General features: G+C 72.5%; 23 protein-coding genes. 12 read left to right on the forward strand and 11 right to left on the reverse strand.

From position 1 onward, the window contains the following. Positions 1-137: 137 nt before the first annotated feature. Together ACGF2Y_RS10285 and ACGF2Y_RS10290 are read right to left on the reverse strand one after the other, a co-directional pair. Positions 138-947, reverse strand: a complete 810-nt coding sequence (locus tag ACGF2Y_RS10285; protein ID WP_392944839.1) for a class I SAM-dependent methyltransferase — start codon at positions 945-947, stop codon at positions 138-140. Further along, entirely contained in the window at positions 944-2,518 is a 1,575-nt protein-coding gene (locus tag ACGF2Y_RS10290; RefSeq protein ID WP_392944841.1) for a radical SAM protein, read from the reverse strand. The genes ACGF2Y_RS10285 and ACGF2Y_RS10290 overlap by 4 nt, the downstream gene beginning before the upstream one ends. Positions 2,519-3,110: 592 nt before the next feature. Here ACGF2Y_RS10290 and ACGF2Y_RS10295 point away from each other — a divergent pair. The 9 genes from ACGF2Y_RS10295 to ACGF2Y_RS10335 all read left to right on the forward strand — a co-directional run bounded on the left by ACGF2Y_RS10295 (position 3,111) and on the right by ACGF2Y_RS10335 (position 10,465). Continuing rightward, positions 3,111-3,221, forward strand: coding sequence for a carboxymuconolactone decarboxylase family protein (locus tag ACGF2Y_RS10295; RefSeq protein WP_392944843.1), 111 nt, complete (start codon positions 3,111-3,113; stop codon positions 3,219-3,221). A gap of 275 nt (positions 3,222-3,496) precedes the next feature. Next, complete coding sequence (locus ACGF2Y_RS10300; RefSeq protein ID WP_392944845.1) at positions 3,497-4,021, forward strand: GNAT family N-acetyltransferase; 525 nt, start codon at positions 3,497-3,499, stop codon at positions 4,019-4,021. Between the two features lie 273 nt (positions 4,022-4,294). After that, positions 4,295-5,173 carry a HipA family kinase gene (locus tag ACGF2Y_RS10305; RefSeq protein WP_392944847.1) on the forward strand — a complete coding sequence of 293 codons (879 nt, stop codon included), beginning with the start codon at positions 4,295-4,297 and terminating at the stop codon, positions 5,171-5,173. After that, positions 5,170-5,553, forward strand: coding sequence for a DUF3037 domain-containing protein (locus ACGF2Y_RS10310; RefSeq protein ID WP_392944849.1), 384 nt, complete (start codon positions 5,170-5,172; stop codon positions 5,551-5,553). The genes ACGF2Y_RS10305 and ACGF2Y_RS10310 overlap by 4 nt, the downstream gene beginning before the upstream one ends. A 222-nt stretch (positions 5,554-5,775) precedes the next feature. Continuing rightward, positions 5,776-6,537: a 3-oxoacyl-ACP reductase FabG gene (fabG, locus tag ACGF2Y_RS10315; RefSeq protein WP_392944851.1), complete on the forward strand. Its 762-nt coding sequence runs from the start codon at positions 5,776-5,778 to the stop codon at positions 6,535-6,537. Between the two features lie 20 nt (positions 6,538-6,557). Further along, positions 6,558-7,313: an SDR family oxidoreductase gene (locus tag ACGF2Y_RS10320; RefSeq protein ID WP_392944853.1), complete on the forward strand. Its 756-nt coding sequence runs from the start codon at positions 6,558-6,560 to the stop codon at positions 7,311-7,313. A 118-nt stretch (positions 7,314-7,431) separates the two neighbouring features. Beyond that, positions 7,432-9,012 (forward strand): ABC transporter substrate-binding protein, encoded by a 1,581-nt coding sequence (locus ACGF2Y_RS10325; RefSeq protein WP_392944855.1) that lies wholly within the window; start codon positions 7,432-7,434, stop codon positions 9,010-9,012. 90 nt (positions 9,013-9,102) lie between these two features. Beyond that, positions 9,103-9,786 carry a uracil-DNA glycosylase gene (locus ACGF2Y_RS10330; RefSeq protein WP_392944857.1) on the forward strand — a complete coding sequence of 228 codons (684 nt, stop codon included), beginning with the start codon at positions 9,103-9,105 and terminating at the stop codon, positions 9,784-9,786. Between the two features lie 97 nt (positions 9,787-9,883). After that, the gene (locus tag ACGF2Y_RS10335) at positions 9,884-10,465 is read left to right on the forward strand and encodes a hypothetical protein (protein WP_392944859.1); all 582 of its coding nucleotides are present in this window, start codon (positions 9,884-9,886) and stop codon (positions 10,463-10,465) included. Between the two features lie 29 nt (positions 10,466-10,494). On the opposite strand, the gene ACGF2Y_RS10340 is transcribed toward ACGF2Y_RS10335, so the two are convergent. Further along, positions 10,495-10,968 (reverse strand): hypothetical protein, encoded by a 474-nt coding sequence (locus ACGF2Y_RS10340; RefSeq protein ID WP_392944861.1) that lies wholly within the window; start codon positions 10,966-10,968, stop codon positions 10,495-10,497. A 327-nt stretch (positions 10,969-11,295) separates the two neighbouring features. Between ACGF2Y_RS10340 and ACGF2Y_RS10345 the strand changes: the two genes are divergently transcribed. Beyond that, entirely contained in the window at positions 11,296-12,204 is a 909-nt protein-coding gene (locus ACGF2Y_RS10345) for a Gfo/Idh/MocA family protein (protein WP_392944863.1), read from the forward strand. Here ACGF2Y_RS10345 and lnt read toward each other — a convergent pair. The 4 genes from lnt to ACGF2Y_RS10365 form a co-directional block, all read right to left on the reverse strand. Then, positions 12,173-13,840, reverse strand: coding sequence for an apolipoprotein N-acyltransferase (gene lnt / locus ACGF2Y_RS10350; RefSeq protein ID WP_392944865.1), 1,668 nt, complete (start codon positions 13,838-13,840; stop codon positions 12,173-12,175). The two genes, ACGF2Y_RS10345 and lnt, sit on opposite strands and share 32 nt — an antisense overlap. Positions 13,841-14,047: 207 nt before the next feature. Beyond that, the gene (locus tag ACGF2Y_RS10355) at positions 14,048-14,560 is read right to left on the reverse strand and encodes a nuclear transport factor 2 family protein (protein WP_392944867.1); all 513 of its coding nucleotides are present in this window, start codon (positions 14,558-14,560) and stop codon (positions 14,048-14,050) included. 102 nt (positions 14,561-14,662) lie between these two features. Beyond that, complete coding sequence (locus ACGF2Y_RS10360) at positions 14,663-15,550, reverse strand: universal stress protein (RefSeq protein WP_392944869.1); 888 nt, start codon at positions 15,548-15,550, stop codon at positions 14,663-14,665. Positions 15,551-15,677: 127 nt separating this feature from the next. Beyond that, complete coding sequence (locus tag ACGF2Y_RS10365; RefSeq protein WP_392944871.1) at positions 15,678-16,757, reverse strand: ferric reductase-like transmembrane domain-containing protein; 1,080 nt, start codon at positions 16,755-16,757, stop codon at positions 15,678-15,680. Positions 16,758-16,993: 236 nt separating this feature from the next. Between ACGF2Y_RS10365 and ACGF2Y_RS10370 the strand changes: the two genes are divergently transcribed. Both ACGF2Y_RS10370 and ACGF2Y_RS10375 read left to right on the forward strand, forming a co-directional pair. Beyond that, on the forward strand, positions 16,994-17,668 hold the full coding sequence (locus tag ACGF2Y_RS10370) for a hypothetical protein (RefSeq protein WP_392944873.1): 675 nt from the start codon (positions 16,994-16,996) through the stop codon (positions 17,666-17,668). A gap of 308 nt (positions 17,669-17,976) precedes the next feature. Continuing rightward, the gene (locus ACGF2Y_RS10375; RefSeq protein ID WP_392944875.1) at positions 17,977-18,588 is read left to right on the forward strand and encodes a sigma-70 family RNA polymerase sigma factor; all 612 of its coding nucleotides are present in this window, start codon (positions 17,977-17,979) and stop codon (positions 18,586-18,588) included. A gap of 7 nt (positions 18,589-18,595) precedes the next feature. Here ACGF2Y_RS10375 and ACGF2Y_RS10380 read toward each other — a convergent pair whose 3' ends face one another. From ACGF2Y_RS10380 to ACGF2Y_RS10395, 4 genes are read right to left on the reverse strand one after another with little or no spacing between them, the layout of a single operon-like run. Then, positions 18,596-19,807 (reverse strand): MFS transporter, encoded by a 1,212-nt coding sequence (locus tag ACGF2Y_RS10380; protein ID WP_392944877.1) that lies wholly within the window; start codon positions 19,805-19,807, stop codon positions 18,596-18,598. Positions 19,808-19,832: 25 nt separating this feature from the next. After that, positions 19,833-21,056: an ATP-grasp domain-containing protein gene (locus ACGF2Y_RS10385; RefSeq protein WP_392944879.1), complete on the reverse strand. Its 1,224-nt coding sequence runs from the start codon at positions 21,054-21,056 to the stop codon at positions 19,833-19,835. After that, positions 21,053-22,186: a pyridoxal-phosphate dependent enzyme gene (locus ACGF2Y_RS10390; protein ID WP_392944881.1), complete on the reverse strand. Its 1,134-nt coding sequence runs from the start codon at positions 22,184-22,186 to the stop codon at positions 21,053-21,055. The genes ACGF2Y_RS10385 and ACGF2Y_RS10390 overlap by 4 nt, the downstream gene beginning before the upstream one ends. Next, positions 22,183-22,923, reverse strand: a complete 741-nt coding sequence (locus ACGF2Y_RS10395) for a class I SAM-dependent methyltransferase (RefSeq protein ID WP_392944883.1) — start codon at positions 22,921-22,923, stop codon at positions 22,183-22,185. Before ACGF2Y_RS10395 ends, ACGF2Y_RS10390 begins: the two co-directional genes overlap by 4 nt. Between the last annotated feature and the right edge of the window lie 187 nt (positions 22,924-23,110).

Below are 23,110 nucleotides of genomic sequence, written 5' to 3' on the forward strand. Positions count from 1 at the left end.
CCGGCCCGCCCCCGCCTCGCTCGGTACCCCGGCGCCGTGCGATGCACCGCGCCCGGGGCCGCGCGCTGATCCGCCAGGAACAGCGGGACAGCCCCGAGGCGCGCGAGGAGCCCTCCGGCGCGCGAGGAGGCCTTCGGTCAGACGCTCCGGGGGTCCTTTTCCGCGATCACCAAGCCGTACCCCAACACGCCGTCCTCCACCGCCCTGCGGGCCGCCTCCAGGACGGCGGGAGCCGCCGTGAGATCCACGCCGGCCTGGGCGAGGCCGGCCGCGGCGGTGATGCGCAGCAGGTCCAGTCGGGCTTCGATCTGGTCGATCATCCGCCGCATCGCGCCGTCGTGGCGCTCGGTACGGAGCGTGCGCAGGCCCGCGCGCTCCAGGATCTCGGTGTAGTCCTGGAGCGGCCGGGCGTCGGCGACGCAGGCGATGCGGGCGCCGAGGCCGGTGAGTTCGGGCGGCAGCCGGGTGGGGTCGATGGTGACATCGGTGATGCCGAGGCGCCCCCCGGACCGGAGAACGCGGGCGAACTCGGCCGCCGCGCGCGTCTTGTCCGGGAAGGTGCACAGCGCGCACTCGCACACCACGGCATCGAAGACACCATCCGGGTACGGCAGGGATTCGGCGTCCCCGGTGGTGAACCGCGCCCGGTCGGCGAGACCGGCCGCCTGGGCGGCGCCCTGGGCGAGGGCGGTGTTGGCCCGCGCGTAGTCGACCCCGTCGACGTCGGCGCCGTAGGCGTCGGCCAGCAGCAGGGCGGTGGTGCCGCGACCGGAGGCGACGTCCAGGGCCCGCGCCCCGGGGCTCAGGCCGAGGCGGTCGGCGAGGCGGCGGGTCAGGGCGGTGCCGCCGGGATGGTACGACTCCCCGAGGAGCAGGGCGACGACGTCGAAGGAGTACGCGGCGGCGCAGCACGCCTTGAGTTCTTCACCGGTGGGCGGCTGGGTCATGACGGGAGTTTCCCTTCCGCGTCGGGAGTGTGCGCGGTCTTCGAGCCGTACGGTGTTGTCGTCAGGCGGTCGGCGAGCGGCAGGGCGTTCGGCGCGACCGGGGCGACAGGGACGCCGGACATATCGGCGCGGACCTGTTCTCGGTAGCCGACGGAGTTGTAGGCGCAGAAGGGGATGAGGCGTCCGTCAGGGGTGATCTCCTCGACGCAGCACTTCATCAGCTGTTTGACGTTGAGGGTGTAGGGATCCTGGAAGTCCTGCACGACGATCATGAACGCCTTGTCGTCGAGGTTCTTCACCGCTTCGGGCAGGTCGATGCCGCAGGCATCCGCGCAGTCCAGGGCCTCGGCGGTCGCCCGCAGCTTCTCCTCGGTGGTGGCGGTGCCCATGAACGCGGAGGCCGACCACAGCTTCTCCAGGGCCCCGCGGATCCCGGTGTCGGGCATGACCCGGTTGGTGACGTAGTCGAGGTGGTCCTCGACGTCGAGCAGCCGGGGGATGGGGACGACGGTGCGATGGCCCGGTTCGCCGTCCACCAGCAGGTAGGTGATGGAGCGGCAGGTCGGAAAGCAGCACGGTACGGGGAAGAAGTCCCCCTTCCGGAACCAGTCCGGGCGTTGGCTGTTGATGAGGCGGATGACGTCGGGGTTGGTGAGCCGGTTCAGCGGGTCGAACTCGACGTGCCGGCCGGAGTGGGTGACCGGCTGGAAGGCCACCGAGCGGACGGCGGGGTGGTCGATGCCGTACTCGATGATCGCCCCGAGCTCGTGCTCGTTCAGCCCGCGCTCGACGGCGGCGACGAGGGTGACGGTCAGTCCTGCCTCGGCGCAGTTGTCCAGGGCACGCTGCTTGAACGTGCGCAGGTCCCGGCCCCGGATCTCCCTGTGCGTGCGCTCGTCGAAGCCGTCGAACTGGAGGTAGACGTTCACCGACCGGCCCGGCTTCCGGTTGCGTCTGCCGAGTTCGGCGACGAACTTCTGGTCGGTGGCCAGGCGGATGCCGTTGGTGTTGAGGTTGACGTTCCTGATCGGGCGTATCTGGGCGAGGTCGATGAAGTCGAGGATGTGCCGATGGATGGTGGGCTCTCCGCCGGAGAACATCACCACCTCCGCCTCCCCCTCGGATTCCACGAAGGCGTCGAGCATGGTCGCGCACTGCTCGGTGGTGATGGAGTAGCCGTCCGGCTGGTGTCCGGAGTCGGCGAAGCAGATGGGGCAGTCCAGGTTGCAGCCGGTGTTGACCTCGATGATGCCCAGACACGCGTGCTGCTTGTGCTCCGGGCACAGCCCGCAGTCGCTGGGGCAGCCGTCCTTCACCTCGGTCTGGAAGGTCAGCGGGATGGTGCCGGGCTTGTTGAAGCGGGCCGAGGACAGGTACTCCTCGGCGTCCCCGTAGACCAGCGCCTCGAACTCTCCGTGCTCCCGGCACCGCTTACGCAGGTACACCTTGTTCTCGCGGATGTTGACCTGGGCGTCGACGGGTGTCTTGCACATGGGGCAGATGGACTTGGTGAACTCCACGAACACCTCGTCGCGGTCCGCCTTGCGCCGTGGCGCGGGTTCCTGGGGCACGCGGAACTCCTCCATGAACGGGCCTGCTTTCACTCACCGGGCGTCGTCACGATCAGGGATGTCGCCCGGCTACGGCGCGGGCGGGCCGGGGCGGACGGGCAGCGGTCCTCCGGGCCCGGCGCACCCAGCCGCGGTCGGCCATGGTGAGACCGCGCGGGTACGGCCCGCGCGAGCAGCACCCTCCACACCCCGGAGACAGCCGTGGCACGGTCGCGGCACTGCCGGTGACCAGCCCGTACGCGGACGGGATCTGCGGCATGTGCCCGAGGGAGGCAAACCGGGCGACGCCCATCGCCGTGGACCCCGTCCCGAGCACGATCCTCACCACCATGGTCCGACCGTAGGCTCTGAGGGAGGCCGAGAACCGTAAGCGCGCTCACCGATCCGCCGGCTCCGCTCCCGGCACGCTCGAAGAGCGAAGCGGATCGAGCCGCCGCGCGAGCACGCGTCCCCCCGGGGGATTCTGGAGGCGCCAGGTGCAGGCCGGCCGTCTCCCGGCCGGCCTCGCCGACAGACCCTCAAGGACGTTGGCGTGATCGGTGCGGCCACGGTGCTGCGCGCCGGCGGTCTGCCGCCCGAGTGACGTGACGCGGTGGGCTCGGAGACGAAGTGCCGTTACTGCACGCTCTTCCACACCGAGGCCGCGAAGCTGTTCGGGGCCACGGACGAGGAGATCCAGGAAGCGGTCCACTACGCGTGCTGAGCGACTACGACACCCAGGCACGCCGACTGCATGGAACGCCCGCTCCTGACGGGCAATGAGCCGAGCGACGTCCACACTGTTGCGGTGAGGCGGGCAGCGGGCGGTGATGCCGCGGAGCGAGACGCGGTGAGTCCTTCAGCAGGTCATCGGTCTTCACGCTTCACCTGGAGGGCGGTGGCGAGGGCGTCCAACTCTGCTTCTACATACTGACGTTGGGTGTCCTTTCCCCATGCGCGCAGCCGATCCCCCGGGATCGAGCAGTTAGCCTGCCGTCCATGGAGACAATTCTGTACGGCGCCGAGGTGACCCTCCGTCCCGCCGTTCCCTCGGATGTTCCGGCGCTGACCGCCATCCGGGCGAAGCCCGAGGTGTACGCACGCTGGCGCGGCGACGCGGACCTTGCCGCGGAGATCGCCGGCGACCTCCGCGATCCCGGGGTCAGCCTGCTGGTCATTGAGCTGGACGGCCGCACGGTCGGTGGCATCCAGTGGGGCGAGGAGACCGATCCGGACTACCGGCACGCGAACATCGACCTCTACCTGGACCCGGCGACGCACGGACGGGGCCTGGGCACCGACGCCGTCCGCACCCTGGCCCGGCACCTCATCACCGACCACCGCTTCCACCGCCTGGTGATCGATCCGGCGGCGGACAACGCCGCCGCCATCCGCTGCTACACCAAGGCCGGCTTCCGCCCGGTCGGCATCATGCGCGACTACGAACGCGGACCGGACGGCAGCTGGCACGACGGGCTCCTGATGGACCTGCTGGCCGACGAGCTGACCGCCTACGGTCACTGACCCCTACCGACTCCACCCAGTCCGGCGCGACAGCTCGGTGGCTCGGGCACTCCTCGCCGGCGATCACCCTCGGTTACTATGCTCACTTCGTGCCGGAAGCCGGCAGCAAGGGGCGCGGCACCATCGACGGTCTGCTGGGGGAGCGGGGAGAGCGGCCCGCGAGTCGACACTCCCCAGATTCTCCCCAGCGCCCTTGATCGCCGATTCGCGCCCCAACGCCCCGGAGGAGTCGTCCGTGGATTGTAGGGCTGAAGAGATGGGTGGCCTGGGAAAGTGTTGGAAGAAGTCGTAGCAACCCGCTATGTCACGCCTTTGCGTGAGGGTGGCTCGCTCCCGGGCATCGTCGAAGCCGATGATCTCGGTACGTACGTCATGAAGTTCACCGGAGCGGGGCAGGGCCGCAAGACGCTCGTCGCCGAGATCATCTGCGGGGAACTCGGCCGTCGGCTGGGGCTGCGGGTGCCCGAGCTGGTGACCATCGAGCTCGACCCGGTCATCGGACTGGCCGAGCCCGACGAGGAGGTGCAGGAGCTGCTCCGCGCGAGCGGCGGACTCAACCTCGGGATGGACTACCTGCCGGGCTCGCTCGGGTTCGACCCGCTGGCCTACGAGGTCGGGGCCGCCGAGGCCGGGCGGATCGTCTGGTTCGACGCGTTGATCAACAACGTGGATCGCTCCTGGCGCAACCCCAACCTGCTCGTCTGGCACGGCGACCTCTGGCTCATCGACCACGGCGCGACCATGATCTGGCACCACAACTGGCCGGGCGCCCAGGCCTCCGCCGCCAAGCCGTACAACGCCTCGGACCACGTCCTGGCCCCCTTCGCGCCGGACATCACGGCTGCCGCCGCCGAACTCGCCCCGCTGGTCACCGAGGAACTGCTCACCGAAGTGGCCGCCGAGGTGCCGGACGTCTGGCTGGCCGACGAGCCCGGCTTCGGGTCCGCCGAGGAGGTGCGCCGGGCCTACATCGCACCGCTGCTCGGGCGCGCCGCCGACATCCACGAGCGGATCACGCTGGACGTGCCGGCCGCGCCCCGGCCCTCCCGGGCCCCGGGCTGGCTCACCGAGCGGCTGCCACCACGGCCGAAACCGTCCGGCGACGACCGGGCCGCGGCAGCCGTCCGTACCGGCGAGGAGGGCGGCCGATGACGCGGCGCGATGTCTTCGAGTACGCGCTCCTGCGCGTCGTGCCCCGGGTCGAGCGCGGGGAGTGCTTCAACGCCGGGGTGCTCGTCTACTGCCGGGCGCACTCGTTCGTCGCCGCCCGTACGCACCTGGACGAGGCGAAGCTGAGGGCGCTGGACCCGGGGGCCGACGTCGTCGGCGTGCGGGCCGCCCTGCGCGCCGTCGAGGGGGTCTGCGGCGGCGGCGAGGGGGCCGGTCAGGCGGCGGGCGACGACGCCGGACGGCGGTTCCGCTGGCTGATCGCCCCGCGCTCCACGGTCGTCCAGCCCGGCACCGTGCACAGCGGCCTGACCACCGACCCGGCCGGCGAGGTGGAACGGCTGCTCGACCTCCTCGTGCGCTGATCCGCGCCCCGGCGGGACCATGACGGCACAGCGGCGGGCGCGCTCCCGCCCGGTGTGACGTGCGGCCCGCCGGGGTGTGCGCCGTTGACACCGGGTGCCAGTGCTTCTAGCGTCTCGTCTGCTGAAGGTACTAAGCGGTTGCTCAGTGATCGGGAGTCTTTCTGTCAGGGAAGCGTCCCGACGTTCCGCTGAGCCGCGATCCAAGGGCGAGGAGAACCAAGCATGTCCACCACCGAGCAGCGCGTCGCCATCGTGACGGGAGCGGCGCGGGGCATCGGCGCCGCCACCGCCGTACGTCTCGCGGCCGAGGGCCGCTCCGTCGCCGTACTCGATCTCGACGAGGCGGCCTGCAAGGACACGGTCGAGAAGATCACCGCCGCCGGGGGCACCGCGCTCGCCGTCGGCTGCGACGTGTCGGACGCCGGTCAGGTGGAAGCCGCCGTCGCGCGGGTCGCCGCCGAGCTGGGCGCGCCGACGATCCTCGTGAACAACGCGGGCGTGCTCCGCGACAACCTGCTGTTCAAGATGAGCGAGTCCGACTGGGACCTCGTGATGAACGTGCACCTCAAGGGCGCGTTCCTGATGGCGAAGGCCGTCCAGGCCCACATGGTCGAGGCGAAGTTCGGCCGGATCGTCTCGCTGTCCTCCTCCTCGGCCCTCGGCAACCGGGGCCAGGCCAACTACTCCGCGGTCAAGGCGGGGCTCCAGGGCCTCACCAAGACGCTCGCCAAGGAGCTCGGCAAGTTCGGCGTCACGGCCAACGCCGTCGCGCCCGGCTTCATCGTCACCGAGATGACCGCGCAGACGGCCGCGCGCGTCGGCATGGGCTTCGAGGAGTTCCAGGCGGCGGCCGCCACCCAGATCCCCGTCCAGCGCGTCGGCCGTCCCGAGGACGTCGCGAACGCCATCGCCTTCTTCACGGGCGACGCCGCGGGCTTCGTCTCCGGCCAGGTCATGTACGTGGCCGGCGGCCCCCTCAACTGATCCGAAGGGCAGCGGACATCATGACGGTGCAGGACAGCGGGAAAGTCGCCCTCATCACGGGCGCGAGCCGGGGCATCGGCTACGGGATCGCCGAGGCGTTCGTCGCCCGCGGCGACCGGGTGGTCATCACCGGCCGGGGCGAGGACGCCCTGAAGGAAGCCGTGGAGCGGCTCGGCTCCGACCGGGTGATCGGCATCGCGGGCAAGGCGCACGACGAGGCGCACCAGGCCGCGGCGGTCGAGCGCACGATGGAGGCGTTCGGCCGGGTCGACTACCTGGTGAACAACGCCGGGACGAATCCGGTCTTCGGTGCCATCGCGGAGCTCGACCTGAACGTCGCCCGCAAGGTCTACGAGACCAATGTGATCTCGGCGCTGGGCTTCGCCCAGCAGACCTGGAAGGCCTGGCAGAAGGAGAACGGCGGGGCGATCGTGAACATCGCCTCGGTCGCCGGGGTCTCCGCCTCGCCCTTCATCGGCGCGTACGGCATGAGCAAGGCGGCGATGGTCAACCTGACCCTCCAGCTGGCGCACGAGTTCGCCCCGGCCGTCCGGGTCAACGCCATCGCCCCGGCCGTGGTCAAGACCCGGTTCGCCGAAGCCCTCTACGAGGGCCGCGAAGCGGAGGCGGCCGCCGCCTACCCGCTGGGACGGCTCGGCGTACCCGAGGACATCGGGGGCGCGGCGGCCTTCCTGACCTCGGCGCAGTCCGACTGGATCACCGGACAGACCCTCGTGGTCGACGGCGGAATTTTCCTCAACGCCGGCGTGGGCTGAGAGCGGCCTGAGCCGTTTTGGGCCTGATTGAGTCAAGCGCCCCTCCGGGCCAGCGGATTGACCCGGTGGGGCGCTGCGGTATGGTCTGCCGACCCATGGCTGATCGAGGAGCGTGCACGTGTTCTACCGGGCCAGTCTGCAGGCTGCTGCAGCCCTAGCTTCCCTTTCTCTGCTGGCCGGATGCGGTCTCCTTTCCGACAGCGGATCGGAAACGGACCAGAAGATAACCGTCGGGACGACCAGCTCCCCGTCCACACTCGATCCGGCGGCTGCCTGGGACGGTTCCTGGGAACTGATGCGGAACGTTTACCAGACCCTGGTGAGCTTCCCCACCGGCAGCACGAGCCCGGAGCCGGACGCGGCGGAATCCTGCCAGTTCACCGACGCCACGAGCATGGCGTACCGGTGCACGCTCAAGAAGAACCTCACGTTCTCCAACGGCGAGAAGCTCGACGCCGAGGCCGTGAAGTACTCCATCGACCGTGTCGTGGACATCCACTTCAAGGGCGGCCCGGCCGGGATGCTCGGCTCGCTGGACCGGATCGAGACCAAGGGCGACGACACCGTCGTCTTCCACCTGAACAAGCCCGACGCCACGTTCCCGTTCATCCTGGCCACGCCCGCCATGTCGCTCGTCGCCCCCGGCGACTACCGCAAGGACAAGATCCGCGACGACGGCAAGGTCACCGGTTCCGGCCCGTACCTCCTGGAGTCCTACGACGCGCGGTCGACCGCCGAGCTGAAGAAGAACCCGGACTACAAGGGCTTCGCCGACCGGAAGAACAACGCGGTCACCATCCGGTACTTCGAGCAGTCCGCCGACATGGTGAGCGCGCTCAAGGCGAAGGAGATCGACGCCACCTACCGGGGTCTGACCGCCGAGGAGGTCGTCGACCTGGAGGACAACAAGGCCGACAACGCCGGCCTCCAGATCGTCGAGAGCACCGGCGCGGACATCCGCTTCCTGGTCTTCAACCCGAAGGACCCGGCCGCCGCGAACCCCGCCGTCCGCAAGGCCATCGCCCATGTCGTGGACCGTGACGCCCTGGTCGCCAAGGTCTACCGGGGAACGGCCGAGCCCCTCTACTCCATGATCCCCAAGGGCATCGCCGGACACGCCACGAGCTTCTTCGACGTCTTCGGCAACCCGGACGTCAAGAAGGCGAAGGAGATCCTCACCGGGGCCGGTATCACCGAGCCCGTGAAGATGAGCTTCTGGTACACCACCGACCGCTACGGCTCCTCCACGGAGTCCGAGTTCAAGGAGCTCAAGCGGCAGCTGGAGGACTCCGGACTCTTCGAGATCAAGCTGCGGGGCGAGCCCTGGCAGAAGTTCCAGGAAGGCTTCAACAAGGGCGAGTACCCGGTCTTCGGCCGCGGCTGGTTCCCGGACTTCCCGGACCCCGACAACTTCGTCGCCCCCTTCGTGGGCAAGGAGAGCGTCACGGGCACCCCGTACATCAACAAGGAGATCACCCAGCAGCTGATCCCCGCCTCGCGGCAGGAGAGCGACCGGGGCGCGGTCAGCAAGCAGTTCGAGCGGGCCCAGGAGATCCTTGTCGACGACGTCCGTCTGCTGCCGCTGTGGCAGGGCAAGCTGTACGTCGCCGCGGGCGAGGACATCGGCGGCGGCGAGCGGGCGCTCGACCCCCAGACCGTCATGCAGTTGTGGGAGCTGTACCGCAAGGCCAGCTGGTAGACGCTGCACGGAAGGGCTCGGGGGCCCGTTGTCAGTGGCGCCCGGTAGGTTCTGGGATCAAGAACCTGTTGCTCACCGGAGGTTGTGGACGTGACCGATATCGACCTGCTGCCCGATTCCTGGCGCGCCGTCCTCGGCGAAGAACTCCAGAAGCCGTACGTCAAGGAACTGGCGGACTTCGTCGAGGAGGAGCGGGCCAGGGGGCCCGTGTATCCGCCGCGCGAGCAGGTCTTCGCCGCCCTGGACGCCACGCCGTACGAGAAGGTGAAGGTCCTCGTCCTCGGCCAGGACCCGTATCACGGCGAGGGCCAGGGGCACGGGCTCTGCTTCTCCGTGCGCCCCGGTGTCAGGACGCCGCCGTCGCTGCGCAACATCTACAAGGAGATGCAGCAGGAGCTCAGCCTGCCGATCCCGGACAACGGCTATCTGATGCCCTGGGCCGAGCAGGGCGTCCTCCTGCTCAACGCCGTGCTCACCGTGCGGGGCGGCGAGGCCAACTCCCACAAGGGCAAGGGCTGGGAGAAGATCACCGACGCGGTGATCCGGGCCGTCGCCGACCGGCCCGACCCGGCGGTCTTCGTGCTCTGGGGCAACTACGCGCAGAAGAAGCTGCCCCTGATCGACCAGGAGCGCCATGTGGTGGTGAAGGGCGCGCACCCCTCGCCGCTGTCCGCCAAGAAGTTCTTCGGGTCCCGCCCCTTCACCCAGATCAATGAGGCCGTGGCCGCCCAGGGGCACCAGCCGATCGACTGGCGGATCCCCGACCTCGGCTGACGGGCTCCGACGCCCGTGTCCGACCGGTTATACGGAAGCCCCGGCGTTAGCGTCGGAGACACGGGCAACCGGCTGGACGGGCGACGAGGAGACCGCAGTGGTGGAGCAGCAGGAGGCGTCCGAGGACGCCGTCATGACCAGGATCGGCCAGGCGATCATGCTGCTCCACGGAGGTGACCGGGAGGAGGCCCGCAACCGCTTCGGCGCGCTCTGGTCGGAGCTGGGTGCGGACGGCGACGCCCTGCACCGCTGCACCCTGGCGCACTACATGGCCGACACCCAGGACGACCCCGGCGACGAGCTGGCCTGGGACCTGCGTGCCCTGACGGCCGCCGAGGGACTGAGAGCCGCCGAGGGGCCGGACGAGGCCGGGAGACCGGGCGATGCCGATGGGCCCGGTGCCACTGAGGGGCCGGGTGGCGCTGAAGGGCCCGGTGCCGACGAGGGGCCGGGTGGCGTGTGGGCGGTGGAACGCCCGGACACCGCGGCTGTCCGGGCGTTCTACCCCTCGCTGCACCTCAACCTCGCGGCGGACTACCTCAAGCTCCAGCGCCCCGACTCGGCCCGCATCCATCTCCGGCGGGCGCGGGCCGCGGCCGAATCGCTCGCGGACGACGGGTACGGGGGTGGGGTGCGGGCCGCGATCGAACGGCTGGAGCTCCGCATGCGGGAGCAGTGACCGCCGTACGGCTCCGCGAGTTTCCCGCGTCAGCGGCCGTACGCCTCCTCGCAGATGCGGGCCTCCGGGCTCCCCGAGGGCCAGCCGCCGTACCCCCGGCCGAGCGCGCAGACGTCCGCCCCGCCACCGGGGACGCGCGGCAGGGCGGGCACGGTGACGGACGGGACGTCCGGGACCCGGTGAGGCGTCCGGGGCTCCGGCGGGCCCGCGCGCTCCTGCGGACGGGCGGCCCCCGCCGGTCGGTTGCGCCGGGCCGGCGCGGAGGATCCGGCGGCCGGGGGAGCGGGGGAGGAGGGCCGGGCGGCCGGCGGGCTCGGATCCGGTACGACCTCCAGTGCCTCACGGGCGGGCGGCTGCACAATCTGCGGGGCCACCTCCTGGACCGGCCCGGTGGCCCCCGGACGCGGGGAGGAAACGGCCCCGGGCTCAACCGAGACGCAGCCGGAGACAGCCGTGACCGCTAACCCGACCAGGAGTTTCGCGGTGATTCTGGTTCTCTGCACCCGGTAACTCTGCGGTGCGGCCCGGCCCCCGGGGGCCGGGTGGGCCGGGAATGGCCCGCACGAGTGACCCGGTCAGCGGTGCGCACCGAACCGGGAACCCGACCGGCCGCCGGTCCTTCGGCGCGGTGTCCCACCGTTTCTGTCAGCGCGCCGGTGCGTCGGGGGCTTCCGGAAGAGATCACGGCGGCCACCTTCACTCATGATCATGTCCCTGGCCAGGGGTTTCACGAGCGGATCCGGAGAGCCGGGCCGATGGCGGCGGCGACGTATGCTGCCGGGGCGCGAACAGCCGCGCACAGCGGCGTGGCACGGCGACAGGGAGACCTCGTGAAGATCGGTTGCATCGGGCTCGGCGACATCGCGCAGAAGGCGTACCTGCCGGTGCTCACCGCCGTACCGGGGGTCGAACCGCATCTGCAGACCCGCACCCCCGCCACGCTCCACGCGGTCGGCGACGCCCACCGCATCCCGGCCGACGGCCGTCACACGACCCTCGACTCCCTCCTCTCCGAAGGGCTGGACGCGGCCTTCGTGCACGCCCCGACCGCCGTGCACCCACAGATCGTGGAACGCCTCCTCGAAGCCGGCGTCGCCACCTATGTCGACAAGCCGATCGCCTACGAGTTCGCCGAATCCGAACGGCTGGTCAGCCTCGCCGAGGAACGCGGCGTCAGCCTCGCCGTCGGCTTCAACCGCCGCTTCGCCCCGGGGTACTCGCAGTGCGCGGACCACCCGCGCGAGCTGATCCTCATGCAGAAGAACCGGATCGGGCTGCCCGAGGACCCCCGGTCGATGATCCTCGACGACTTCATCCACGTCGTCGACACACTGCGCTTCCTGGCCCCGGGCACCATCGACCACACCACGGTGCGGGCCCGGATCGTGGACGGCCTGATGCACCACGTGGTGCTCCAGCTCTCCGGCGACGGATTCACCGCGATCGGCATGATGAACCGGCTGAACGGGTCGACCGAGGAGATCCTCGAAGTCTCCGGCCAGGACACCAAGCGACAGGTCCGCAACCTCGCGGACATCATCGACCACAAGGGCCAGCCCAGTGTGCGGCGGCGCGGCGACTGGGTCCCCGTGGCCCGGCAGCGTGGCATCGAAGCCTGCGTGCACGCCTTCCTCGACGCCGTGCGCCGGGGCGAGACGCTCAGCGCCCGGGACGCCCTGGCGACCCATGAGCTGTGCGAGCGGGTGGTCAGGGAGGCCCTGGAGCAGGCCGCCTCCTGAGGGCCCGCAGCCCCTCCACGGCGCACAGCGCGGCCAGCGCCGCGAGCGCCCCGTACACCGGCCAGTCGCCGAACCGGCCGTAGAGCGTGCTCCCGCGCGCCAGCGGCAGGTCGAACACCTCCGCCGCGCTCGCGTCGGTGCCGAGCGGGCGGCCCACCAGCTCCCCCCGGGGCCCGTACGCCGCACTGATCCCGGTGAGCGTCGAGTGGACCATCGGGCGGCCGTTCTCGGCCGCCCGCAGCGCCCCCAGCGACGCGTGCTGGGCGGGGGCCCAGCTGTCCTGGAACGTCGAGGTGGCGGACTGGGCGACGAGTACCTGCGCACCGTCGCGCACCAGCCTGCGGCTCATGTCGGGGAACGCCGACTCGAAGCAGACCAGCGGGCCGACCCGCAGCCCCCGCGCCCCGTCCGGCAGGGTCATCACCACCTGACGGTCACCGCGCAGCCGGTCCTCGTCCGCCGCCCTGCCCACGAAGGTCGCCCACCCCAGCAGGGAGCGGGCCGGGACGTACTCGCCGAACGGGACCAGCCGCATCTTGTCGTAGCGGTCCCCGGTCGGCCCGTCAGGACCCACCAGCACCGCCGACTTGTAGATCCCCGACCGCCCCGAGCCGTCCGACTGCCGGGCGTCCACATTGACCAGCAGATCCGCGCCGACCCGGCGGGACAGCTCCGCCAGCCGCCGCGCGGTCTCCGGGTTCTGCCACGCACCCGCCCCGATGCTGCTCTCGCCCCACACCACCAGGTCCACGCCCCGGCCCTCCAGCGAACGGGTCAGCTCCTCGCCCCGGTCGAAGCGGCGCGCGACACTTTCCGGCCCTTCCACGACGCCCGGCTGCACGACGGCGATCCTGACCCTGCCGGTGTCCTCCGGCCGGGGAGCCCAGGCCGACATCGCCGCGACGGACAGGGCGCACACCACCAGCAGGATCCCGGCGGTCGTACGGGCCACGCGGCCGGCGATCAGCAGGGCCGCGCCGGTGTTCACCGCGAGCAACAACAGGCTCACCAGCCACACCCCGCCCACCGAGGCGACCCGCAGGGCAGGGGCGACCTCCCACTGACTCGCCCCGAGAAGCCCCCAGGGTCCGCCGAGCCCCTCCCAGGACCGCACCAGCTCGATCATCAGCCATCCGGAGGGCACGACGACCACGGCGGCCGCGGCACGCGGCGCGGAAGGAGACCCGCCGAGCAGCCGGGACACCAGCAGCCCCCAGGGTGCCCAGAGCAGCCCGAGCAGGGCGGCCAGCAGCAGGATGAAGACGTGGAGGCTCGGCACCAGCCAGTGGTGCACGGCGATGACGAAGCCGATTCCGCCGATCCAGCCGTCCAGCGCCGCCCGGCGGGGCGAGTGCGCCGTGCGGATGAGCAACAGCCAGGGGACCAGCGCCACGTAGGCCAACCACCAGAGACCGGGCGCGGGAAAGGCGAGCGCGGGCAGCGCCCCGGCGAGCAGCGCCACCGCGCCCCGCGCCCAGGGGGGCGGGAGCGGCCCCGCGCCGGCGGAGTCCGGGCCGCCGGCCGCCGGCCCCTCCCCGGAGGCGTTCTCCTCGGTGGCGCTCTCCCGGGAGGGGCCGTTGCCGGAGACGCCGGCCGCGTTCCGGCCGACCGGGAGACGCCAGCCCCGGATTCGCATACCGTGCCCTCCTCGGTCGTGGGCGGGCGGGCGGTCGCCGTCACCGCGTCGATCCCTGGACACCCGTCTGGATGCCCGGTCTGGATGCCCGCCTGGATACCCAGTGTGGGGGAGGTGATCCCCGCCGGACACAGGACGCGGCCGGGCGGGGGCACGACGGACCGCCCGGCCGCCGTCCGGGCGACGAGGGCGGTGTGACGACAGGCCCTACGCGCCCGGCGTCCGGCGCCACTTCTCGTGGACGGTGACCGTACGGATCAGCCAGCCCGGTTCGGCGCGGTGCAGCTCGAAGGTGTAGCGGCCGCCGGTCACGAAGTCGGGCGTGGCACCCCCGGTCCGCCCGGAACGGGCCTCCCCGGGTACGTCCGTTTCCGGGCCGCTCGACGCCTTCCGGTCCAGGCACATCGGGTTGAGGTAGTCGGCCAGCACCTCGGCACGGTCGCCCGTGTAGCCGCCCAGGTCCTCCAGGTCGATCCGGCGGTTGACGATCAGGTGCTGGCGTACGGGGAAGAGGCGCATCGTCTCCTCGAGCCACTGGGCGATCTCGCCGGCCGGGCCCTCCGCGCCGCCGGCGCCCCGGTAGTCCGCGCGGCCGTCCGGGGTGAACAGGGCGCCGTAGTCCGACCAGGCCCCGTCGTCGACGGCCACCGCGTACCCGGTGATCACCGCATCGATGGCAAGCCGGTCCATTACGGTCGCGAGTGCCACACGCTGTGTCATCGGCCAAGTCTCGGTCAAACCGCCCGCCAGGCCAAGGGGCCTGCGCCGACGGGCGCGTGGGGCGACCCGGCCGGGCGTAGCGAACGGGCGTGGGGAGAAGGCTCAGCAGGGAACGACGGCGACCGGTCCCAGCGCGTGCGTGACCGTCGTCTGCGCCACCGGGGACAGTCCGAGCCCGAGCGACTCGCCGCCCCTGCGACGGCCGACCACCGTCAGGGCGGCCGTCGCCGACGCGGTCACCAGGGTGCGCGCGGCGGATCCGTTGACCGGCTCCTGGACGATCTCGACCTGCGGGTACTTCTCGCGCCGGCCCGAGGTCAGCTCGGCCAGGGTCCGGGCGGCCGAGCCCGCCGCCTCCTCCCGGTCCAGGACGGGGCCGCCCGCGAGCATGGAGGAGAACATCGTCCAGCCGTGCACGACCCGCAGCCGGGCGCCCGGCCGGGAGGCCGCGGTGGCGAAGGCGAACTCCAGGACCGCCTGGCTGCTCTCGTCGGCGGCCACCCCCGCCACGATGTCGGTGAAGGCACCGGTGCCCCCGGCCCGGCCGTCGTCCTCGGCCCGGTCGTCGTCCCCCTCCGGGCGGTCGTCCCGCACGACGACGACGGGACAGCTCGCCATCGACGCGGTGGCGAGGCTGTTGGAACCGATCATCAGCGAGCGGAAGCCGCCGAGTCCGCGCGATCCGACCACGATCATCGACGCGTCCCGGCCCAGTGAGACCAGGGCCGCCGACGGGAAGTCCAGCGGGGCCAGCGTCGAGGGCCGCAGCTCCGGAGCGATGAGCGCGCTCCGGCGTACGCACTCGGCCAGGAGCGTCTCTGCCTCGTGCCGCCCGGTCTCCTCGTCGACCTGCCGGGTGACCGGGCGGACGTGGACGATCAGCAGGGGCAGCCCGCGCCGCACGGCTTCGTGGGTGGCCCAGTCGAGCGCCTGCCGGCTGTGCGTGGAGCCGTCGACGGCAGCGATCACGGGAAGATCGTCGGTGGTCATGCCTCCGAGCGTACCGCCGCCGGGCGGACGGCCTCCCGGCGTGGTGGCGGCCGGTCTCACCCGGATGGCGGCGGGCCGTCCCCCGGCGTGGTGGAGAGCTGCCCACTCTGGTGGTGGCGGCCCGCTGTCAGTCGTGGTTGTGGGTGGAGGAGGTGTCCTCCGGGGGTGCGCTGCGCCCGCCGTCGCTGCCGCCGGCCACGACGGCGACCAGGGCTGCCAGGACCGCCGCCACCGCGAGCCGGCCGCCCAGCCGCAGGACCCACCCCGTGCGCGCCCCGGTGGTCGCGCCGGGCCGGCCGGGCAGCTTCTCGGAGCGGCGGGCGGGCCGCATCAGACGCAGGAGCAGCAGCGCGGCGATCGGGAGCTGGAGGAGCCAGACGCTGGTGCGGAACCAGCCGTCGTACCAGACGTTGGTCCCGTACAGCAGGGTGTGCCAGACGCTGAGGACGTAGACGACGATCACGCAACGGTGCAGGACCCGCCAGGTCCTGGGGCCGATGCGGTGGCGTACGTAGAAGAGCAGGCCGAGCGGGATCGCGAGGTACAGGGCCGCCTGGCCGATGGGCATGGCGATCCGTCCGGTCCCCGAGTCGTAGCCGCCGGGGACGAGGGCCTCCACGAAGGCGGTGGCCAGCGCGGAGTTCCAGGGCGCCGTGTCGTGCCGGACCAGTTCGGCCCCGAACAACAGGGCGTGGGCCACGATCAGGGCGATGGTGTTGAGGCTCGTGGTGCGGTGCAGGCGTTCCAGCCGGGGGCCCGACAGCGGCAGGCGGCGTGGCCGAGGTCCGGACAGCATCAGCCCGAGGACGACGGTCCCCCAGGCCCAGAGCAGGGCGGACCAGCCGAACGCCTGGCTGAGGAAGTACATCCAGAATCCGCCCGCGTCGGCCATGAACGGCATCACGGTGATCGTGGAGGAGGTCTTGTCGAGGATGCGCAGGTAGAGCAGGACGAAGATCGCCGCGGTGATGAGGAGCGCCACCAGGCCGTCGGGCCACGAGGCCCGCAGGTCGGACCGGAGCGTCGGCCGTTTCGGCTCTCCCGACGGCCGGGATCCGGGGACCCGGGCGTCGTCGGGTGCGGCGCCGCCGGCGGCCGTGGCCGTTGCTGTGGCCACGCCTTCGGGTCCGGCTTCGGGGACCGGTGCGGTGCCTCCGGGCGTCTCGGTGGCCGCTGCCGGTTCGGGGGTGAGGGGCGGATTCGTCATGCGGCCTCTTCGGGGCGGGGGCATCGGCTGGCGGGGCGGATGCGGCGGCCCCGGGCCACGAGGCGTACGCAGACGCGTTGTTGGAGCAGTCGGACGTGGTGAGGGGAAAGTTCCCGGACATCGGCTGTGACGTGGATCACATTGTCATGCTGATGGGGCAAACGAGGTGAACTCCCCTTGTTTCGGCATCTGGGGCTCTTCTCTCCGGGGTGGGTGCGGCTGGCACGATGGCCGTCATGGGAGCCGGAACCGCACTCCGACTCGGGCGCACCGCGGTGTTCGCGGTGGTGTGCGTCGCCGTGTCCGGACTCGGCCACGCGCTGATGTCCGGCGCGCCCCTGCCCCTTCCCGTCCAGGCCGCCGCCCTGCTGCCGGCGGGCGGGGCGGGGTGGTGGCTCGCCGCGCGGGAGCGGAGCGCTCCGGTGACCGCCGCGGCCCATGTCCTGGGCCAGTCGGTGCTGCACGCCTTCTTCGCCTTCGCCGGATCCTGGCTGCCGTCCGGCTCCGGCACGCACCCCTCGGGCAGCGGGCACGGTGCCTCGGGTGCGATGAACCACTCCGCGCACCAGGTCCCGATCGGCGGTTCGTCGGACCTGATGGGGCTTCTGGCCGCCTTCGACGGAACGGTGTTCACCCTCGGCATGGCCGCCGCCCACGCGATGGCCGGGATGGTCTGCGGCTGGTGGCTGTGGCGTGGCGAGGTCGCCCTCGCCCGGCTGGGCCGCTGCCTGGCGCTGTTCGTCCGCACCCCGCTGCGGACGGCCTGGCGGCTGTGGTCCGCGACGCGGCCCGCCCCGCCGCCGCCCGCCCGGCGACGCACCCGTCGCAGGCCCGGCCGCCGCCCCCAGGACCTGCCGGCCCTGCACGCCATCTCGCGGCGCGGGCCACCGCTCTCCCTCTGCTTCCGCTGACCTCCATCCGCCTTCGGACCCCGTACGCCGGAGGCGGCAGGGGTGTGCGCCGCGCGCACACCCGTGACAGGCATGCCTCTTCTCCGGGGCGCCCCCAGCGGTGCCCGGACCGGTCACCGGAGCCGGGCGACCGCTGCCGCGGCTCCGCAAGGACGCGAAGGACTGCTGTGACACTCTCTGCTCCCGCATTACCCGCTCCCGTACTACCCGCTCCTGCTTCTGCTTCCACTCCTGCTCCCGCGCCATCGGTCGCCATACGATCCGCCGTACGACCCGCCGTGCCACCGGCCGCCGCGCCGTCCGTCCGGGTGTCCGCCGTCCGGCCGCCCCGCCCCCGGGTCCCGGCCGCCCGGCAGAACGACGGGCAGATCACCGACTGGGCGCTCGCCGCGGGCGGCGGCGACCGGGAGGCCGCCGACCGCTTCGTCCGGGCGACCTATGAGGACGTCCGCAGATTCGTCGCCTACCTCAGCGCCGACGTCCCGGGGGCCGAGGACCTGGCTCAGGAGACCTACCTCCGGGCGATGAGCGGGCTGGCCCGGTTCGCGGGGCGTTCCTGCGCCCGGACCTGGCTGATGTCGATCGCGCGGCGCGTCGTCATCGACCGGCACCGGGCCGCGGCCGTACGCCCCCGGACCGCCGACACCGCGGACTGGCAGACCGTCGCGGAACGCGCCCAGCCCCGCCACCTGCCCGGATTCGAGGAGTCCGCCGCGGTGCTGGACGCCCTGCGGAGGCTGGAGCCGGCGCGCCGCCAGGCCTTCGTCCTCACCCAACTGCTGGGCGCGTCCTACGAGGAGGCGGCCGCCGCCGCCGGCTGCCCGATCGGCACGGTGCGCTCCCGCGTGGCGCGCGCCCGCGGTGAACTCGCCGGGCAGTGGCGGGCGGAACCGGCCGGACCCGCACCCGACACCACGTAACAAAGCCCTACCGGGCAGCGCCCGCCCGGGATCCTTCGGGGTCCCGGGCGGTACGGCGGCGGAGCAGGAACACCGGCAGCAGCAGGCACTGGAGGCAGACCGCCGTCCAGAACCCCCGCGCCGAGCCCGCCGCCTCCGCCAGCCCGTACAGCTGACCGCCCACCACCCCGCTGGCGAACGCGCCGATGCCCGCCGCCAGCCGCTGCCGCCCGAACACGCTCGCCGGGGCGGACGACGAACGGGCCAGCGCCTCCAGGTCGTTCTTGAGGAAGAGCACGATCTCCCCGAGACACAGCAGCGCCCCGCCCACCGCGATCCCCACGTGCCCCCCGGCCCCGATCACCGCCATGCCCGCCGCCATCGCACCGAAGCCCCACCGCAGCGCGGCCGGATAGCTCAGTGCGGCGATCCGTTCCGCCAGCAGCGGCTGGGCGACGACGAGGAGGGCCGCGTACCCCGTCAGGACGGCCCCGTAGAAGGCCGCCGATGTCCGGGGGACCGCGTACAGGGCCAGATAGTGCTGGAAGAACATGAACGCGTACACGCTCAGCACGGTCACCACGAACGGCGAGGGCCCCGGGCCCGGCGCGCGGGGCTGCTGCCCCGGACCGGTGACGGGGCCCTGGGGCGGCCGGTCCGCGGTCTGGCGCGGCAGCAGCGCGTGCCCGGCCCCGACGAGCGCGAACAGCGCGGTGACGCAGGAGAACAGCACACCGGGGGAGCCCATGACGAGCGGCGCGGCGGCCGGCGGGCCCAGCGCCATGCCCGCGTTGAACGCCGAACCGCTCGCCGACAGCAGCCGGGGCCGCTGCGCCTTTGACGCCCCGTCCACCAGGTACGCCTTGTTCGCCGGGAGATACAGCGCAGCGCCCGCCGACACCAGCAGCAGCGCCCCGACCGCGAGGACCGGACTGGTCAGCCCGGGGACGAACGCGGCGAAGCCCGCCGTACGCAGCGCCAGCGCCAGCAGCATCGCGCGCCGCAGCCCGATCCGCCCGGTCACCGGCCCCGCGACCACGCCCCCGGCGAACTGGATCAGCGAGGCGACGGCCAGCACGAAGCCGACCGTGCCGAGCCCGAGGCCGAGCCGCTGGTGCAGCAGCACCGACATGTAGGGCAGCACGGCGAAGCTGCCCAGAGTGATCAGGAACGAGCCTGCCAGCAGAAAGCCCTGCGGGCCGGTGAACCGAGGCCGTGCGGTCGCCCGTTCAGCGCTCACCCGGCCCCTCCGGAGGGCTTGGCTGTCACGGCCCGTCCGCGATCACCGGGCGGACCCGGACGGCCGCGCTCCACGCCCGGTGCTGGGCCAGCTCCGCCGTGGACGCCTCGGCCAGCACCATGCCCGTACAGCCCCGCTGGTCGCCCACGTGGACGACGCTCTCGCCGGGCTCGCGGACCGGGAACCATTCCACCGCCCCGGGAAACGCCCCGAGTTCGTCGAGACCGAGCCAGCCCTTCAGCACCCCGGGCCGCTCCGCGTACACCAGGACGAAGCCGTACGCGGACCCTCGTACGTCGAGCGGGGCGTCCAGCAGCGCCGGGCGGCGGCCGAGCGCCTCGTCCGTCATCGCCGTGTAGACGTTGGTCCGCAGCGACCGGCACAGCACCTCGCCGACCAGCGCCCCGCCGATCCTGCGGTTGATCTCCACCAGCTCGGGTCCTTCGGCCGTCAGGACGAACTCCACATGGGCGAAGCCACGGGTGTGCCCGGCCGCCGCCAGGACCCGGCCCGCCCACGCCCCGATCCCGGCCCGCTCCTCCTCCGGCAGCGCCACCGGGAACGCCGCCGCCTCCTCCCGTACGACCGCCGCCCGGGACGTCTGGCGGCTCAGCACCCCGAGCAGCCGGGTGGTCCCGTCCCAGCTGAGGGTCTCCGCGCTGTACAGCGGACCCGCGAGGAACGCCTCGGCGAACAGGGCGCCCGTCAGGCGCTGCTGACCCGCCTGTGCCAGCGCCCGGTGCAGCGCCTCCTCGTCGTGCACGATCCACACATGGCGGGAGGAGGTGCCCGCCGAGTCCTTCAGGACCGCGGGCAGCCCCACTGCCCGCAGCACCTCCCCGGCGCCTTCGGGACCCGGCGGGACGGCTACGGCCGTACTCCGGCTCAGCCCGCGCGCGTGCAGCACCTCCCGGACCCGGCGCTTGTCGCGCAGCAGCCGTACGGCCTCGGGGTCCGGCCCCGGAAGGCCGAGTCCGGCGGCCAGCTCGGCGGCCGGCAGGCTCCAGGTGTCCGTCGTGTTGATCAGCCCGGCCAGGTCCGGCACGGCCGCCAGCGCCCGGTGGACGGCCTCCTGGTCCTGTGTGTCGACGTCCACGACGTCCAGCGCGTCCGGCGGCAGGACCGCCAGTTCGTGCCGGTAGACCGAACGGTCGCCGGTCAGCAGGCGCAGCCGGTGCCCCGCGTCGGCGGCGGCGTCCGCCATCCGGCCCAGGCCGAAGGACAGGGACTCCAGTGCGGCGATCGTCATGGCAGCAGCTCCACGGTCGGTACGGGGGAGGGGGCATCGCCCTCGACGGTCCTGGCGGCCTCGGGAGCGGCGCGCCCGGCCCACTCCATCACCGACCACGGCGGCCGCAGGGCGTCCAGTGAGGCGATGGTCCTGGGCCGCAGTCCGGCCGGGTCCAGGGCCTCGGCATGCCGGGCGAACACCCGCTCCGCGTACCGGTGTCCGGTGTCGGCGCCCAGCACCAGATGCAGCCGCCCGGGGTCGCGGGCCGTCTCCCAGGACGCCGTCAGATGGGCCGCCCCGGTGGACAGCCCCGCGAACACCGCGTGCTCCCGCAGCAGTCCGACCGCCCCGGCCATCGCATGGCGGAAGTCCAGCCAGTGGACGGTGTCGTACAGCTCGTGGCGGACGTTCCCGAACGGGATCGAGCTGCCGATGCCCGCGATGATCGCCTCCGGGTCCTCGAACCGCTCGCTCCCGAAGGTCACACTGCCGAACGGCTGGATGCCGACCAGCCGCACCGACCGCCCCGACTCCCGCAGCGCGCGGGCCAGCCCACCGGTCGAGGCGCCCGTGCCCACCGCGCCGACCACGGTCAGCGGGCCCTCCGGCAGCGCCCCGCCGAGCAGCTCCGCGAACTCCCGGTAGCCCTCGTGATGGACCCCGTCGTGGTACTGCCGCATCCAGTGGAAGTCCGGCCGCTCGGCCAGCAGCCGGCGCACCCGGCGCACCCGCAGCTCCTGGTCCAGGCGCAGGCTCTGCGAGGGCGGCATCGCGTCGACCGTCGCGCCGAGGATCTCCAACTGGGCCCGCATGGTGGTGTCCACGGTGGTGGAGGCGACGATGTGGCAGTGCAGCCCGTAGCGATGGCAGGCCATGGCGAGCGCCAGCGCGTAGATCCCGCTGGAGCTGTCGACCAGGGTCTGGCCGGGGACCACCCGGCCCCGGCGCAGCAGCGAGCGGACCGCGCCGAGCGCCGCGTACACCTTCATCGTCTCGAAGCGGGCGAGGACGACGTCGCCGGTCAGCCGGATCAGGTCCGGGGTCTTCACCGCGTCGGTGATGTGCTCGTGTACCGTCGCGACCGCCGGACGCGGTCTCCTCCCGGGCCCGGCCGTGGTGAGTGGACGGGCGTCCGCCCCGGCCCTCACTTGCGCCGCCCGCGTACGATCAGCCGGTCCGAGCGCTGGTCGTAACCGGAGGCGTCGAACCCGCCGAAGCACTCCACGTCGGTGAAGCCCGCGCTCTCGAACAGGGCGTGCAGCTCGGCCGCCGAATAGAGCCAGGAGGTGATGGATGCCGTCCGTGCCGACGTGCCGCGCACCAGCGTCCAGTCCGTGCGCAGCCGCCGCCAGCTGTCGAGGACGGTGTCGCGCTGCACGACGTAGGCGCCGTCCGGCAGGTCGACCGCCTTCGGCCGCCCGATCCAGCCCGCCAGCACCTCCTTGCCCATCACGTCCACCAGGAGCTGCCCGCCCGGCGCGAGGCTCTCGTACGCGTTGCGCAGCACCTGGAGGTTGTCCTCGGCCTCGTCGAAGTAGCCGAAGGAGGTGAAGACGTTCAGCACCACGTCGAAGGCGCCCGGCTCCCGGTACGTGAGCATGTCGGCGCGCTCCAGCCGGACCCCGGCGCCCGCCGCCGCACAGGCGGCACGGGCGCTCTCCAGCATCGAGGGCGACAGATCGACCCCCGTCACCTCGTACCCGCGCCCCGCCAGCGGCACCACGAAGAGACCCGGTCCGCAGCACAGGTCCAGGACTCTCGCCCCCGGTGGGAAGTCCAGCAGGGGCGAGGACGCGACCAGGGCGGCGGTGGACTCGGCCCGTGCCGCCGGGAACATCGTCGGGGCGAAATCGGACCAGAGCGCGTCGTCCTCGTACCAGTGCATGCCTCGCGGTCTCCTCCCGGGCCCTGGGGCCCCGTGGGTGTCCTGCTGCCGTCGCCCCGGCAGCCGTGTCGCGCCACCGGCCGCCGCCTCTGTCACCGGTGGGTCTCCCGCACCCGGTGTCTCTCCAGTAGTCGGCCTCCCCGGCCGGGAAGTTCCCGGGCGATCACCGGCCGGCGCCGGATCACCG

Source organism: Streptomyces sp. NPDC048142, from assembly GCF_043202835.1.
In the GTDB taxonomy this organism is placed as follows: Bacteria; Actinomycetota; Actinomycetes; order Streptomycetales; family Streptomycetaceae; genus Streptomyces.